The sequence below is a fragment of the Streptococcus sp. 4155 genome (assembly GCF_013276695.1).
Lineage (GTDB): Bacteria > Bacillota > Bacilli > Lactobacillales > Streptococcaceae > Streptococcus > Streptococcus pseudopneumoniae.
Window position 1 is genome coordinate 1 of record NZ_VMLM01000034.1, and the last position, 16,260, is coordinate 16,260.

Sequence of the window (16,260 nt, forward strand, 5' to 3'; positions counted from 1 at the left end):
TTTTTTATTATACTACAAATTCAGCCTTTTGGGTAATAGAATCTCACTTTTTTTGGTATAATGGTAAGCAATAATGGACTAGAAAGAACAAAGATGCAAGATAAAATTGTCATTCATGGGGCGCGTGCCCATAATTTAAAAAATATTGATGTGGAGATTCCGCGAGATAAGCTGGTTGTCGTGACTGGCTTGTCAGGTTCAGGGAAGTCCAGTCTGGCTTTTGATACCCTCTATGCGGAGGGACAACGTCGCTATGTAGAGAGTTTGTCCGCCTACGCTCGTCAGTTCTTGGGCAATATGGAAAAACCAGATGTAGATGCTATTGATGGTCTCAGCCCAGCTATTTCTATCGACCAGAAAACGACTAGCAAAAACCCTCGTTCGACGGTGGGAACAACGACTGAAATCAATGACTATCTGCGTCTTCTCTACGCACGTGTGGGGACGCCTTACTGTATCAAGGGGCATGGAGCTATCAAGGCTTCTTCGGTGGAGCAAATCGTTGATAAGGTTTTGGAGTTACCTGAACGCCAGCGCTTGCAGATTTTGGCCCCTGTCATCCGCAAGAAAAAAGGTCAACATAAGAGTGTTATCGAGAAGGTTCAGAAAGATGGGTATGTTCGTGTCCGTGTGGATGGAGAAGTCTATGATGTAACCGAAGTGCCAGAGTTGTCTAAGAGCAAGCAACACAATATCGATGTCGTGGTTGACCGTATTGTTATCAAGGAGGGCATTCGTAGTCGTCTCTTTGATTCCATTGAGGCTGCCCTTCGTATCGCAGAAGGCTATGTCATTATCGACACTATGGATGACTCTGAGTTGCTCTTCTCTGAGCATTATGCCTGCCCAGTTTGTGGCTTTACTGTGCCAGAGTTAGAGCCTCGTCTCTTCTCTTTCAATGCTCCCTTTGGCTCTTGTAGTGAGTGTGATGGCTTGGGCATCAAGCTGGAGGTGGATACTGATTTGGTAGTGCCAGATGCCAGTAAAACCTTACGTGAGGGAGCCTTAGCTCCTTGGAATCCTATCTCATCCAACTACTATCCAAATATGCTAGAGCAGGCTATGACAGCTTTTGGAGTGGATATGGATAAGCCTTTTGAGAACTTGTCAGAAGAGGATAAGAACTTGATTCTCTATGGGTCAGATGGCAAGGAATTCCATTTCCACTATGAGAATGAATTTGGTGGCGTGCGCGATATTGACATTCCTTTTGAGGGAGTTGTCAATAATATCAAACGTCGCTATCACGAGACAAACAGCGATTACACGCGCACCCAGATGCGCCTTTACATGAATGAGCTGACCTGCGGAACTTGTCGTGGTTACCGTCTTAATGATCAGGCCTTGTCTGTCCGTGTTGGTGGCCAGCAAGGGCCACATATCGGAGAAATCTCAGACTTGTCTATCGCAGACCACTTGGACTTGGTGAGCCAGCTGACCTTATCTGAAAATGAAGCTATTATTGCTCGTCCTATTCTCAAGGAAATCAAGGATCGTTTGACCTTCCTTAATAACGTGGGTCTAAACTATCTAACCCTGTCACGTTCAGCAGGAACCCTTTCAGGTGGGGAAAGTCAGCGTATTCGCTTGGCAACCCAGATTGGTTCTAACCTATCAGGTGTCCTCTATATCCTGGATGAGCCGTCAATCGGTCTCCACCAGAGGGACAATGACCGTTTGATTGCCAGTCTCAAAAAGATGCGTGATTTGGGTAATACTCTTATCGTGGTGGAACACGACGAAGATACCATGCGTGAGGCGGATTATCTGATTGACGTTGGTCCTGGTGCGGGAGTATTTGGTGGGGAAATCGTCGCTGCAGGGACACCCAAGCAGGTAGCTCGCAACAGTAAATCTATCACAGGTCAGTACTTGTCAGGTAAGCGTGCTATTCCAGTGCCAACAGAGCGCCGTGCCGGAAATGGTCGTTTTATCGAAGTGACAGGAGCGTGTGAGAATAACTTGCAAAATGTTACTGCTCGCTTCCCGCTAGGGAAATTCATCGCGGTGACAGGGGTATCAGGTTCAGGGAAATCGACCTTGATCAACAGTATCCTCAAAAAAGCTATTGCTCAGAAGCTCAACCGTAATTCAGACAAGCCTGGTAAATTCAAGACCATCACAGGGATTGAGCATGTTGATCGTTTGATTGATATTGACCAGAGCCCGATTGGACGAACGCCAAGGTCTAACCCTGCTACCTATACAGGAGTTTTTGACGATATACGTGACCTCTTTGCTCAGACTAATGAAGCCAAGATTCGAGGCTACAAGAAGGGGCGTTTCAGTTTCAATGTCAAGGGTGGTCGCTGTGAAGCTTGCTCAGGTGACGGGATTATCAAGATTGAGATGCACTTCTTGCCAGATGTTTATGTAGCTTGTGAGGTCTGCCACGGAACCCGCTACAACAGTGAGACCCTAGAAGTTCATTACAAGGAAAAAAATATCTCGCAGGTCTTGGACATGACCGTTAACGATGCGGTGGAGTTCTTCCAACACATTCCGAAAATTCAACGCAAACTTCAGACCATCAAGGATGTGGGATTAGGCTATGTCACGCTAGGACAGCCAGCTACCACCCTTTCTGGAGGAGAAGCCCAGCGTATGAAGTTGGCTAGTGAACTTCACAAACGATCGACAGGAAAATCTTTCTACATTCTGGATGAGCCGACGACAGGACTCCATACAGAGGATATCGCTCGCTTGCTCAAGGTTTTAGCTCGCTTTGTCGATGATGGCAATACAGTTCTTGTCATTGAGCACAATCTGGATGTTATCAAGACGGCGGACCATATTATTGACTTGGGACCTGAGGGCGGTGTCGGTGGTGGAACCATCATCGCAACAGGAACTCCAGAAGAAGTAGCGGCCAACGAAGCCAGCTACACAGGACACTATTTGAAAGGAAAGTTATATCATGAATAAACGTGTACAAACATTTATAGCTAAAATGCAAGAAAAAGAACTAGATGGCATCATCATCAATAATCTTAAAAACGTCTACTACTTGACTGGTTTTTGGGGGTCAAACGGAACAGTCTTTATCAGCCGTGACCGTCAGGTCTTGGTGACAGACTCTCGCTATATCATTGCAGCCAAGCAAGAAACCAGTGGTTTTGAGATTGTGGCTGACCGTGATGAATTGGCTGTCATTGCAGGGATTGTTAAGGATATGGGCTTGTCTCGAATCGGTTTTGAGGACGAGATTTCAGTTTCTTATTATCATCGTATGCAGGCCGCCTTTGAAGGAATTGACTTGCTTCCACAAACTCAGTTTGTCGAAGGTCTTCGAATGATTAAGGATGAAGCGGAGATTGCAGCTATTCGTAAGGCTTGTTCTATCTCAGACCAAGCTTTCCGCGATGCGCTTGACTTTATCAAACCAGGAAAGACAGAGATTGAAATAGCCAACTTCCTTGACTTCCGTATGCGTGAGTTGGGAGCATCTGGCTTGTCTTTTGACACTATCCTAGCTAGCGGTATCAACTCTTCCAAACCCCATGCCCATCCTATGCACAAACCAGTGGAGCTAGGAGAAGCTATTACCATGGACTTCGGTTGCCTCTACGACCACTATGTCAGTGATATGACACGGACTATCTATCTGGGGCATGTCAGCGACGAGCAAGCAGAGATTTACAATACAGTTCTAAAAGCTAACCAAGCCTTGATTGAACAGGCTAAGGCTGGCTTAGGTTTCCGTGACTTTGACAAAATTCCTCGTGATATTATCATCGAGGCAGGCTATGGTGACTACTTTACCCACGGTATCGGACACGGTATTGGACTGGATATCCATGAAGAGCCTTACTTTAGCCAAACTTCTACAGAAACTATTAAGGCAGGTATGGCCTTGACCGATGAACCAGGTATCTATATCGAAGGCAAATATGGCGTTCGTATCGAGGATGATATCCTGATTACAGAGACAGGTTGTGAATTATTGACCCTAGCTCCAAAAGAGTTGATAGTCATTTAGTTGTTTGTCAAGAAAAAAGTACGAAAATGACGAAAAAAGTCAAAAAAAATTAAAAATAGGTCGCAAGTCGGATGTTTTTTATGGTATAATAGACTAAACTGATAGTAACATGTAGCGAAAGGGGTAGGTACATGATTAAAATTTATACAGTCTCAAGTTGTACTAGCTGTAAAAAAGCAAAAACCTGGCTTAATGCCCACCAGTTAAGTTATAAAGAACAAAACCTTGGTAAAGAAGGAATTACGCGAGAAGAATTACTGGATATTCTAACCAAAACAGATAACGGAATAGCCAGTATCGTCTCATCTAAAAATCGCTATGCCAAAGCCCTTGGAGTGGATATTGAAGATTTGAGTGTTAACGAAGTCCTCAATCTGATTATGGAAACACCTAGAATTTTAAAGAGCCCAATCCTTGTAGATGAAAAACGCCTGCAAGTTGGCTATAAGGAAGACGATATTCGTGCCTTCCTACCACGCTCTGTCCGTAATGTAGAAAATGCAGAAGCACGTTTGCGTGCAGCTCTATAAACATCAAGGCTGGGAGCAATTCCCAGTCTTATTCTATTTTAATTTCAAAAAGAAAGAAGAAAGAAATGAAAAAAATAGTTCTTGTTAGTCTAGCTTTCCTTTTTGTCCTGGTTGGTTGCGGACAGAAAAAAGAAACTGGACCAGCTACAAAAACAGAAAAAGATACGCTTCAGTCGGCATTGCCAGTTATTGAAAATGCTGAGAAGAATACAGTTGTAACCAAGACTTTGGTCTTGCCCAAGTCAGATGATGGTAGCCAGCAGACCCAAACCATTACTTACAAAGACAAGATTTTTTTGAGTCTAACTATCCAACAAAAGCGTCCAGTCTCAGATGAGCTGAAGACCTACATTGACCAACATGGAGTGGAGGAAACTCAAAAAGCTCTTCTCGAGGCGGAAGAGAAAGACGACTCCATCATAGAAGCTCGTAAATTAGCAGGATTTAAGCTTGAAACAAAACTATTGAGTGCAACAGAACTTCAAACAACGACTGGTTTTGATTTTCAAGTTTTGGATGTCAAGAAGGCTTCTCAGTTAGAATATTTGAAGAATATTGGCTTAGAAAATCTTTTGAAGAATGAACCAAGCAAATATATTTCAGACAGATTGGCAAATGGTGCGACAGAACAATAGAAAATCCAAATAAATAAACTGCCTGAATTGTAGAAGGTAAGGAATTATGCTATAATGGTACTATTCTAAGGAAAGAGGGTGTTAGAATGGGATTTACTGAAGAAACCGTACGTTTTAAATTGGACGATTCCAATAAAAAAGAAATTAGCGAAACTTTGACAGATGTTTATGCTTCGTTGAACGATAAGGGCTACAACCCAATTAACCAAATCGTAGGTTACGTATTGAGTGGAGACCCTGCCTACGTTCCTCGTTATAATAATGCACGAAATCAAATCCGTAAGTATGAGCGTGATGAAATCGTTGAGGAATTGGTTCGCTACTACCTTAAAGGACAAGGAGTCGATCTGTAACCTATGAGAATTATGGGATTGGACGTCGGTTCAAAAACGGTAGGGGTGGCCATTAGCGATCCGCTCGGTTTTACAGCTCAAGGGCTTGAAATCATCCAAATCAATGAGGAGCAAGGCCAATTTGGTTTTGACCGCGTTAAGGAGCTGGTTGATACTTACAAGGTGGAACGATTTGTAGTGGGCCTGCCTAAAAACATGAACAATACAAGCGGACCGCGCGTAGAAGCTAGTCAAGCCTACGGAGCAAAGCTAGAAGAGTTTTTTGGTTTACCAGTAGACTATCAGGATGAACGCTTGACAACAGTGGCTGCTGAGCGTATGTTGATTGAACAAGCAGATATCAGTCGCAATAAGCGCAAGAAAGTCATTGATAAGTTAGCAGCTCAGCTGATTTTACAAAATTATTTAGATAGAAAATTTTAATATAAAGGAGAGGATATGTCACACGATCATAACCACGACCACGAAGAACGTGAACTAATCACACTAGTAGATGAGCAAGGAAATGAAACCTTGTTTGAAATCCTTTTGACAATTGATGGAAAAGAAGAATTTGGTAAAAACTATGTTCTTCTAGTACCAGTTAACGCAGAAGGAGACGAAGACGGACAAGTTGAAATCCAAGCTTACTCATTCATCGAAAACGAAGATGGAACAGAAGGCGAATTGCAACCAATCCCAGAAGACTCAGAAGACGAATGGAACATGATTGAAGAAGTCTTCAATAGTTTTATGGAGGAGTAAAAATGTTCAGTGAACATTTTTACCCTTATGCTAAAAATAAAGACCATAAGTAAGTCTGGGAGACTGTATCAGCCCAACTCCTAGAAATTGGAAGAGTTGGAACGTTCGGTGGATGTTTTTAGCCCACGTTAACATTCATAGTTGCTAGTAATTAGCTAACCAGGTAAGAGGTCGGGACGAAAATCCTGACCTCATTTTTTGTTATCTACGGAATTTTGCTAGATAATTGATTAGACTTTTGTCAAGGAGATGTGTATGTTTGAAGTAGGAGAATGGCTTTATAGTCGGATTGGTTTGAATTTTCGATCAGGTTTAGGCCGAATACAGCAAGCGGTGGATTTGTTAGGGAATCCAGAGAAGTCTTATCCTATTATCCATGTAACAGGGACTAATGGGAAAGGATCTACCATTGCTTTTATGAGGGAGTTATTTATGGGGCATGGCAAAAAAGTCGCGACCTTTACCTCCCCTCATATCGTCTCTATCAATGATCGAATCTGCATTAATGGGCAATCTATAGCAGACACAGACTTTATCCGTTTGGCTGAGCAGGTCAAGGAGATGGAGAAAACGCTTCTGCAAACCCATGATCAGTTGTCCTTTTTTGAACTGCTGACCTTGATTGCTTTTCTTTATTTTAGAGAGCAAGAAGTGGATTTGGTTTTACTAGAAGTGGGAATTGGCGGCTTACTTGACACGACCAATGTGGTAACTGGAGAGCTTGCTGTTATCACCTCCATTGGGCTTGACCATCAGGAAACCTTGGGTGATAGTCTGGAAGCAATCGCAGAGCAGAAAGCTGGTATTTTCAAGGCTGGTAAGAAGGCAGTGATTGCGAAATTGCCTCCAGAAGCTAGGCTTGTCTGTCAGAAAAAAGCAGACTCTTTAGCTGTTGATCTTTATCAGGCAGGTCAAGATTTTTCAATGCTGAATGGTAATTTTTCAAGCTCTTTACTAAATCTTTCACAGCTGAACATAGGCTTAGAAGGAGCTTATCAGCAGGAAAATGCGGCCTTGGCGTTGCAAGCATTTCTTCTCTTTATGGGAGAAGGAAAGGAAGTTGTTGATGAGCAGGTTGTAAGACAGGCTTTGGAGAAGACCCATTGGGCTGGGCGTTTGGAGCGTATTCGCCCTCAGATTTACTTGGATGGTGCTCATAACCTCCCTGCCTTGACTCGCTTGGTTGAGTTTATCAAAGAAAAAGAGCAGGAAGCCTATCGTCCTCAAATCCTCTTTGGGTCCTTGAAACGGAAGGATTATCAAGGGATGTTAGGTTATCTGACTGAGAATTTGCCTCAGGTGGAACTCAAGGTAACTGGCTTTGACTATCAGGGAGCTTTGGACGAAAGGGATGTGACAGGTTACGATATAGTTTCTTCTTACCGAGAATTTATCAGCGATTTTGAAGAAAGAACAGATGCTCAGGATTTGTTATTCATTACAGGGTCTCTCTATTTTATCTCAGAAGTACGGGGCTACCTGCTGGGGCATGAACAGATAAATTGACCACCTTTTTTGAACTTGTTATACTAGGGGAATTGCTGGTTAGAGAAAATTTCTCTAAATTGGTAGTAGAAAGGAAATCCATCATGAAATTAAAAAGATTCACACTTTCTCTTGCTTCTCTAGCAAGTCTTAGTCTCGTAGTAGCTTGTTCACAAAGAGCTCAACAGATTCAACAACCAGCAGCTCAAGCACAAATATAACAAACTCAGCAATCACAACCTGCTGCTTCATCGTCTACAGAAAATACAAACCAGGTAGCAACAAGTTCTTCACAAAATGCACCTGAGGCTCAACCGACTGATATTGATGGGACTTATATAGGCCAAGATGACGGAGACCGTATCACTTTAGTGGTCACTGGAACGACTGGTACATGGACTGAGCTCGAATCTGACGGGGATCAGAAAGTCAAACAGGTCACATTTGATGCAGCAAATCAACGCATGATTATTGGTGATGATGTCAAAATTTACACTGTAAACGGTAATCAAATCATCGTAGATGATATGGATAGAGACCCATCGGACCAAATCGTTTTAACTAAATAAGACTATGCAAGTAGAAAAGGCTGGATTTTTCATCCTTTTTACTTTTACCTAGAAAATAATCATAAATACTTGCCTTCTGTCGAATAGCTGAGTTATACTAGTATCAATTACTTGTTTTTAGCATTCAAAATATCAAGGAGGGGATATGAAATATAGGAAATTTCAATTATTGATGTCCAAGTATGGCTTTAGTCTTTCGATTATGCTACTTGAACTTTGTCTGGTTTTTGGTCTCTTTCTTTATTTAGGACGTATGGCTCCCATTTTATGGATTACTGTCCTCATTCTACTGAGTATCATTACAATCATTTCGATAGTCAACCGTAATACGACTCCTGAGAATAAGGTAACCTGGTTGTTAGTAGCCTTTGTGCCAGTATTTGGCCCCTTGCTCTATCTGATGTTTGGTGAAAGGCGATTGTCCAAAAAAGAAATCAAACAACTGAAGAAGCTAGGCTCCATGCATTTCCAAGAAGCAAATAGCCAGCTACTAAAAGAGGAATTAAAAGAAAGTGATAAGGCAGCTTATGGCGTCATCAAGTCCTTATTGAGTATGGATACCAATGCCGATGTCTATGATCAAACTGCCTCTACATTTTTTCCTAACGGAGAAGCTATGTGGAAAAAGATGGTAGAAGATCTTAAAAAGGCTGAAAAATTTATTTTCTTGGAATATTACATTATAGAAGAAGGTTTGATGTGGAATCGCATACTAGATATACTAGAGCAAAAGGTCGCTCAAGGAGTTGAGGTTAAACTGCTCTATGATGATATCGGCTGTATGGCTACTTTAACAGGAGATTATGCACATCGACTTCGTCAGCTGGGCATCGAGGCCCATAAATTCAATAAAGTTATTCCTCGTTTGACAGTGGCCTATAATAACAGAGATCATAGAAAAATATTGATTGTTGATGGTCAGATAGCCTATACTGGTGGGGTCAATCTGGCAGATGAGTACATTAACCACGTCGAGAGATTTGGTTATTGGAAGGATAGTGGAATTCGCTTGGACGGACTAGCAGTAAAAGCCCTGACACGCTTGTTTTTAACCACTTGGTACATCAATCGAGGAGAGATTAGTGATTTTGATCAATATCATTTAGAAAATCATTCTATCCCAAGTGACGGTTTAACCATTCCATACGGAAGTGGACCCAAGCCAATTTTTCGAACGCAGGTAGGGAAAAAGGTTTATCAGAGTTTGATCAATCAAGCAACGGAATCGGTCTATATTACGACACCTTATTTGATCATAGATTATGATTTAACGGAGACAATCAAAAATGCTGCTATGAGAGGGGTCGATGTTCGGATTGTCACTCCTTACATACCAGATAAGAAGTTCATTCAGTTAGTCACAAGAGGCGCTTATCCAGACCTTCTTTCTGCTGGTGTTCGAATTTATGAGTATAGTCCAGGTTTTATTCATAGTAAGCAGATGTTGGTAGACGAAGATTTTGCGGTGGTGGGGACAATCAATCTCGACTACCGAAGCTTGGTACACCATTATGAAAATGCAGTCTTACTCTATAAAACTCCTTCTATAATGGAAATCGCCCGAGATTTTCAAAATATATTTGCAGATTCTCAGGAAGTCTATCCTCATTCTATCAAAACGAGCTGGTATCAAAAGCTTGTAAAAGAAATTGCCCAGTTATTCGCCCCTATCTTATAAGAAATCTAGGACTGAGGACACAAACCAGTCCTATTTTTCTTGTCTTTTACGAATAAGAAGATGTAGGAGGAAAGATGCTGACCCAGAAAGAATTGGATTATATCATATCATTTAAACAGACACAGTTACACCGCTTTCGAGAAATTGAAACCTTTGTGAAACTATGCAAAAAATCACTCAAACACCCATCGCAAGCTGACAATCCTAGGACTTTTTGATATACTAAGACAGATAAATTGAATAGGAGAAACGATATGAGTGTGTATGGTAGAGTAGAAGAAGTTCATCAGGAGAATCGTGAACCTCTAGAATACCAAATCGAACAAGAATTGCATCATCGTGAATCAAGTCGTCTTCCTTTGGTGAAAATTTTACTATGGAGTACGCTTGTAACGGGGATAACTCTAGGAGTACCGCTATTACTCGATTTAATGAGTGCACAAGAAGTGCAGGATTTTTATGTAGGTTGGGCACTTCATCAGGCAGGGAAGATTTACAGCGATTATTATGGAAGTCAAGGTTTGCTTTATTATTTGCTGACTTACGTGACTCAGGGCGGATTTTTCTTTGCCATCTTTGAGTGGTTAGCCTTGGTAGCAGGCGGATTTTTCCTTTTTAGATCAGCGGATACCTTGACAGAGCAAGGAGACCAAGCTGGACAAGTGGTGACTATTTTTTACATGCTAGTTACAGGTCTTGCTTTTGGTGGAGGCTATGCGACTCTTTTAGCGCTTCCCTTCTTATTCGCGGCCTTTAGTTTAGTTGCGGCTTATCTAAGCAATCCAAGCCATGATAAGGGATTTGTACGGATTGGGCTGGCTTTGGCGGGCGGATTTTTCTTTGCCCCCTTGTCATCGCTCCTGTTTATTGCTGTAGTGAGTTTAGGCTTGTTGGTCTTTAACCTTGGGCATAGACGCTTTGCGCATGGGTTTTATCAGTTTCTTGCAGTGGCTTTAGGTTTTTCACTTGTCTTTTATCCCACTACCTACTATAGTGTTGCAACAGGAAGTTTTGGGGATGCCATTAGTGGTATTCGTTATCCTATTGACAGTATTCGCTTTGATTTCACTTCTAAAATTTTAGAGAATATGGCTTTTTATGGCTTGTTGTCCCTTGGTTTGGGATTTGTGGTTTGTATCTTTTTAGGTCTCTTTCAATCCAAGCCCTCTAAACTATACGTCATTTCGGTTCCTGCAAGTCTTGTGACAATTTTAGGTTTGATTTTGCTTTTCTTTTCACAAGAGCCTCTGCACGCTTCTTATTTGATGGTCGTCTTCCCTGTTTTCCTACTTTTATTGGTAACCAATATTAAGAGTCAACAGAGGGGGCGTAGTGTTAGACGAAGACGAAGAGAAACGCCAGTTAGTCTATGGAGTCGTTTTTTCAAAGGAAATCTATATCTGCCAGTTTTAGGGCTTGTCTATCTTTTGTCTATTCCTTTTTTGATGAAGTTTGTCCTTTATCCGGTACCTTATCAAGAACGTGATCGTCTTGCTGATTTAGTAAAAGAGGAGACGAATACGGAAGATGCTATCTATGCATGGGATGATACTGCGACTCTTTATCGTAAGAGTGAGCGCTTGTCGCCATCGGCTATTTTGTCCCCGATGCACTATACAGCAGCTGAGGAAAACCGGAATAAGCTACTTAATGACTTGAAAGAAAAACAACCTAAGGTGATTGTGGTAAATGACAAAGTGCCAGTCTGGTCTGAAGTAGAAACAATCTTGAAAGAAAATTACCAACAAGTAAAGACGGATTACTCAGAGTTTAAAGTCTATAAAATCAAATAACCAAATCAATATCTTGTGCATTTTTAAAAATTTTAGGATTTTTACCACAAGATATTGATTTTTCTTTTTAGAGTGGTATAATACTTTTTAGAAAGAACAATTTAGAAAAGAGCATGCATATGATTGCACTAGAAGAAAAAATTACAATTTTGCCAACTCTCTTCGTCGAGAAACGAGATGGGAGACGTGTTGTATTTGATGTGGACAAGATTGACAAGGCTCTCCACAAGGCGGCAGACAAGGTTATGGATGTGACACCCTTAGTCGAAAAGCGCCTAAATGCTCTGACCGAGCGAATTGTCACAGAAATTCATAGTCGCTTTCCACAGGGGGTTAAGATTTACGAAATTCAAAATATTGTAGAACATGAACTGCTTGAAGCCAAAGAATATGCGCTGGCTGAGGAGTATATTACTTATCGGACACAAAGGGATTTTGAGCGCTCAAAAGCGACAGATATTAACTTTAGCATCCATAAACTTCTCAACAAAGACCAGGCCGTTGTTAATGAAAATGCGAACAAAGACAGTGATGTCTTTAACACCCAGCGCGATTTGACAGCAGGGATTGTTGGAAAGTCAATCGGACTGCAAATGCTGCCTAAGCACGTAGCCAATGCCCACCAAAAGGGAGATATCCACTATCACGATTTGGACTACAGCCCCTATACCCCTATGACCAACTGCTGTTTGATTGACTTTAAAGGTATGTTGGAAAATGGTTTTAAGATTGGGAATGCAGAGGTAGAAAGTCCCAAGTCTATTCAGACTGCGACAGCACAGATTTCGCAAATCATCGCCAACGTTGCTTCTAGCCAGTACGGGGGATGTTCAGCTGACCGTATCGATGAAGTTTTGGCGCCTTATGCAGAGAAGAATTGCCAAAAACATCTCAAAGATGCAGAAGAGTGGGTTTTGCCTGAAAAACGAGAAGATTATGCCTGGAAGAAAACCCAAAAAGACATCTACGATGCCATGCAATCACTCGAGTATGAAATCAATACTCTCTTCACTTCAAATGGCCAAACACCCTTTACTTCGCTAGGTTTTGGTCTAGGAACTAGTCGTTTTGAGCGAGAAATTCAAAAGGCAATTTTAAACATTCGCATTAAGGGACTTGGTTCGGAGCATCGTACAGCCATCTTCCCTAAGCTCATCTTTACGCTTAAAAGAGGTCTTAACTTGGAAGAAGGGACTCCCAACTACGACATCAAGCAGTTGGCCCTAGAGTGCGCAACCAAACGGATGTACCCAGATGTTTTGTCCTATGATAAGATTGTTGAGTTGACAGGTTCTTTCAAAGTTCCTATGGGTTGCCGTTCGTTCCTTCAAGGATGGAAGGATGAAAATGGTGTAGAAGTCAATTCAGGTCGCATGAACCTTGGTGTTGTGACAGTTAACCTACCTCGTATTGCTCTTGAGTCTGAGGGCGACATGAATAAGTTCTGGGAAATCTTCAACGAGCGAATGAATATCGCTGAAGATGCTCTTGTTTACCGTGTCGAACGCACGAAAGAGGCGACGCCAGCCAATGCTCCTATCCTTTATCAGTACGGTGCTTTTGGCCATCGTCTAAGTAAAGAAGAAAGTGTTGATCAGCTCTTTAAGAATCGTCGCGCAACTGTTTCGCTGGGTTACATCGGTTTGTACGAGGTAGCGACAGTCTTCTTTGGAAATAGCTGGGAAAGTAATCCAGATGCTAAGGAATTCACGCTGGATATCATTCGCGATATGAAACGCCGTGTAGAAGAGTGGTCTGACCAATATGGATACCATTTCTCTATCTACTCAACACCGTCTGAAAGTTTGACAGACCGTTTCTGCCGACTAGATACAGAGAAGTTTGGTTCTATTCCTGATATTACAGATAAGGAATATTACACCAATTCATTCCACTACGATGTTCGTAAAAATCCAACACCGTTTGAAAAATTGGACTTTGAGAAAGTCTATCCAGAAGCAGGTGCGTCGGGTGGTTTCATCCATTATTGTGAGTATCCAGTCCTCCAGCAAAATCCAAAAGCCTTGGAAGCTGTCTGGGATTATGCTTATGACCGTGTGGGCTATTTGGGTACCAATACTCCAATAGACCATTGCTACAAGTGTGACTTTGAAGGAGATTTTGAACCAACTGAGAGGGGCTTTGCTTGTCCTAACTGTGGCAATAGCGACCCTAAAACAGTAGACGTTGTTAAACGGACTTGTGGCTATCTAGGTAATCCTCAAGCGAGACCTATGGTCAATGGACGTCACAAGGAAATCGCTGCGCGTGTCAAACATATGAATGGCTCAACGATTAAAATAGCTGGCCATCAAGTAACAAATTAGAAAGAAATGAAATGGGAAAATATCAATTAGACGATAAGGGTCGCGCACAAGTGACCCGTTATCACGAGAAACACTCTAAAGGTGGAGCTGGTAAGAAAGAACGCTTGCTTAGCCTCAGAGAACAATTTTTAAACAAGAACAAGAAAAAATAAAAGTGATACTCAATGAAAATTAAAGAGCAAACTAGGAAGCTAGCCGCANNACTGACGAAGTCAGTAACCGTACTACGGTAAGGCGACGCTGACGTGGTTTGAATTTGATTTTCGAAGAGTATGAGAGTCAGCTCTCGCTTTTCTCATAGTGGGAGGTAAGGATGGAACTACGCAGACCAAGATTAGCAGATAAAGAAACAGTTTTAGAGATGATGGCAGAGTTTGAAAAGAGCCAATCAGCCCATGATGGAGGATTTTGGGATACAGAGAACTTTGTGTATGAAGAATGGTTGGAAACAAATATGCAAAAAGAAACGGGAATAAACTTGCCTGAAAATCGTGTTCCTTCTATTCAATTTGTATCATTTGATGATGTAGGTCGTGCTCTAGGATTTTTGAATCTGCGATTGAGACTGAATGAGGGGTTGCTGAATTATGCTGGCCATATTGGTTACTCCATTCGTCCATCAGAAAGAGGCAAGGGTTATGCTAAGGAAACTTTCCGTCAGGGCTTGCAAGTTGCTAAAGAAAAGAACATCAAGAAAGCTCTGGTGACCTGTAGTGTGAATAATCCTGCTAGTAGAGCAGTCATTCTATCAAATGGAGGTCGTATTGAGGATGTTCGTGATGGAGTTGAGCGTTATTGGATAGAGGTAGCGAATGAATAATCCAAAACCACAAGAATGGAAAAGTGAGGAGCTCAGTCAAGGCCGTATCATTGACTACAAGGCCTTTAACTTTGTGGATGGAGAAGGCGTGCGGAACTCCCTCTATGTATCAGGCTGCATGTTTCACTGCGAGGGGTGTTATAATGTTGCGACTTGGTCTTTCAATGCAGGAATTCCCTACACAGCAGAATTAGAAGAGCAAATCATGGCAGATCTTGCCCAGCCTTATGTTCAGGGGTTAACCTTACTGGGAGGGGAACCCTTTCTCAATACGGGTATTGTCTTACCTCTCGTTAAACGCATTCGAAAGGAATTGCCAGAAAAAGACATCTGGTCCTGGACGGGCTACACTTGGGAAGAAATGATGTTGGAGACACAAGATAAACTGGAACTCTTATCACTGATTGACATTCTGGTTGATGGACGATACGATCGAACTAAGAGAAATCTCATGCTCCAGTTTCGAGGTTCGTCCAATCAACGCATCATAGATGTGCAAAAATCGCTCCAAAGTGGGCAAGTAGTGATTTGGGACAAGCTTAATGACGGAAAAGAAAGCTATGAACAGGTGAAGAGAGAATGAAGAAAAAAGACTTAGTAGACCAACTAGTCTCAGAGATCGAGACGGGGAAAGTCAGGACACTGGGAATATACGGTCATGGGGCTTCAGGTAAATCAACCTTTGCACAGGAATTGTACCAAGCCTTAGATTCTGCAAAGGTAAACTTATTGGAAACCGATCCTTACATTGCTTCAAATCGTCATTTAGTGGTGCCAAAGGAGACTCCAGACCAAAAAGTGACCGCTTGTTTACCTGTGGCTCATGAACTGGTAAGTTTAGAAAGAGACATTCTCGCTTTAAAGGCTGGCATGGATATCTTAACAATTGAAGAACCTTGGAAAGCTAGTGAGGTCTTGTCTGGAGAAAAGCCAATTCTGATTGTCGAAGGGATGTCTGTAGGCTTTTTACCCAAAGAACTCTTTGACAAAACCATCTGTTTCTACACGGATGAGGAGACCGAATTAAAGCGACGCCTTGCTAGAGATACGACTGTGAGAAATCGCGATGCATCCTTTATATTGGCTAGCCATCAGATGAGACGGGAGCAGTATCTGCGATACTATAAAGAAACAGAGTCAATTGCGGACATCTTAGTGGACCAATCAGAAGATAAATTTGAGGTCAAGAGGACTCAGTTTATATAGAAGAAAATCCCTAATTTTAAAAAGAAAAATAGGAAAACAGTTTCATCCCAAAAAAACGAAAAAAACCTAACAAATCCCTTGCAATCGCAGGGGCTTTGTGTTATTCTATTATGGTGCTGTAAATTACAGCTTTAGCTTTGA

At 41.9% G+C, this 16,260-nt stretch carries 15 protein-coding genes and 1 pseudogene; all 16 read left to right on the forward strand.

Features of this window, described 5'->3' with window-relative positions; all coding sequences use genetic code 11:
- Positions 1–93 precede the first annotated feature (93 nt).
- The 16 genes and pseudogenes from uvrA (at position 94) to HT715_RS04485 (ending at position 16,119) form a co-directional block, all read left to right on the forward strand.
- Entirely contained in the window at positions 94–2,925 is a 2,832-nt protein-coding gene (gene uvrA, locus HT715_RS04410) for an excinuclease ABC subunit UvrA (protein ID WP_138707066.1), read from the forward strand.
- Positions 2,918–3,979 (forward strand): Xaa-Pro peptidase family protein, encoded by a 1,062-nt coding sequence (locus tag HT715_RS04415; RefSeq protein ID WP_138707065.1) that lies wholly within the window; start codon positions 2,918–2,920, stop codon positions 3,977–3,979. Before uvrA ends, HT715_RS04415 begins: the two co-directional genes overlap by 8 nt.
- Before the next feature lie 131 nt (positions 3,980–4,110).
- Entirely contained in the window at positions 4,111–4,509 is a 399-nt protein-coding gene (gene spx / locus HT715_RS04420; protein ID WP_000591165.1) for a transcriptional regulator Spx, read from the forward strand.
- Positions 4,510–4,574: 65 nt separating this feature from the next.
- Positions 4,575–5,144 carry an SP0191 family lipoprotein gene (locus HT715_RS04425; RefSeq protein ID WP_000725131.1) on the forward strand — a complete coding sequence of 190 codons (570 nt, stop codon included), beginning with the start codon at positions 4,575–4,577 and terminating at the stop codon, positions 5,142–5,144.
- A gap of 86 nt (positions 5,145–5,230) precedes the next feature.
- Positions 5,231–5,497: an IreB family regulatory phosphoprotein gene (locus HT715_RS04430; protein ID WP_000507059.1), complete on the forward strand. Its 267-nt coding sequence runs from the start codon at positions 5,231–5,233 to the stop codon at positions 5,495–5,497.
- 3 nt (positions 5,498–5,500) lie between these two features.
- Positions 5,501–5,920 carry a Holliday junction resolvase RuvX gene (ruvX, locus tag HT715_RS04435; protein WP_001808830.1) on the forward strand — a complete coding sequence of 140 codons (420 nt, stop codon included), beginning with the start codon at positions 5,501–5,503 and terminating at the stop codon, positions 5,918–5,920.
- 15 nt (positions 5,921–5,935) lie between these two features.
- Positions 5,936–6,241, forward strand: a complete 306-nt coding sequence (locus HT715_RS04440) for a DUF1292 domain-containing protein (RefSeq protein ID WP_172922841.1) — start codon at positions 5,936–5,938, stop codon at positions 6,239–6,241.
- A gap of 255 nt (positions 6,242–6,496) precedes the next feature.
- Entirely contained in the window at positions 6,497–7,747 is a 1,251-nt protein-coding gene (locus HT715_RS04445; protein ID WP_000464364.1) for a folylpolyglutamate synthase/dihydrofolate synthase family protein, read from the forward strand.
- Between the two features lie 83 nt (positions 7,748–7,830).
- Positions 7,831–8,295: pseudogene (locus HT715_RS04450) on the forward strand (SP_0198 family lipoprotein).
- Between the two features lie 145 nt (positions 8,296–8,440).
- Positions 8,441–9,973 (forward strand): cardiolipin synthase, encoded by a 1,533-nt coding sequence (gene cls, locus HT715_RS04455; RefSeq protein WP_138707064.1) that lies wholly within the window; start codon positions 8,441–8,443, stop codon positions 9,971–9,973.
- A gap of 254 nt (positions 9,974–10,227) precedes the next feature.
- Positions 10,228–11,766, forward strand: a complete 1,539-nt coding sequence (locus tag HT715_RS04460; protein ID WP_138706684.1) for a damage-inducible protein CinA — start codon at positions 10,228–10,230, stop codon at positions 11,764–11,766.
- Between the two features lie 119 nt (positions 11,767–11,885).
- On the forward strand, positions 11,886–14,093 hold the full coding sequence (gene nrdD / locus HT715_RS04465) for an anaerobic ribonucleoside-triphosphate reductase (protein WP_171043124.1): 2,208 nt from the start codon (positions 11,886–11,888) through the stop codon (positions 14,091–14,093).
- 11 nt (positions 14,094–14,104) lie between these two features.
- A complete protein-coding gene (locus HT715_RS04470) occupies positions 14,105–14,245 on the forward strand; it encodes a hypothetical protein (RefSeq protein ID WP_000521621.1) in 141 nt (46 codons plus the stop codon).
- A 161-nt stretch (positions 14,246–14,406) separates the two neighbouring features.
- Positions 14,407–14,913: a GNAT family N-acetyltransferase gene (locus tag HT715_RS04475; protein WP_138705962.1), complete on the forward strand. Its 507-nt coding sequence runs from the start codon at positions 14,407–14,409 to the stop codon at positions 14,911–14,913.
- On the forward strand, positions 14,906–15,496 hold the full coding sequence (gene nrdG, locus HT715_RS04480; protein WP_138705963.1) for an anaerobic ribonucleoside-triphosphate reductase activating protein: 591 nt from the start codon (positions 14,906–14,908) through the stop codon (positions 15,494–15,496). The genes HT715_RS04475 and nrdG overlap by 8 nt, the downstream gene beginning before the upstream one ends.
- The gene (locus HT715_RS04485; protein WP_138705964.1) at positions 15,493–16,119 is read left to right on the forward strand and encodes a phosphoribulokinase; all 627 of its coding nucleotides are present in this window, start codon (positions 15,493–15,495) and stop codon (positions 16,117–16,119) included. The genes nrdG and HT715_RS04485 overlap by 4 nt, the downstream gene beginning before the upstream one ends.
- The last annotated feature ends 141 nt before the right edge of the window (positions 16,120–16,260 follow it).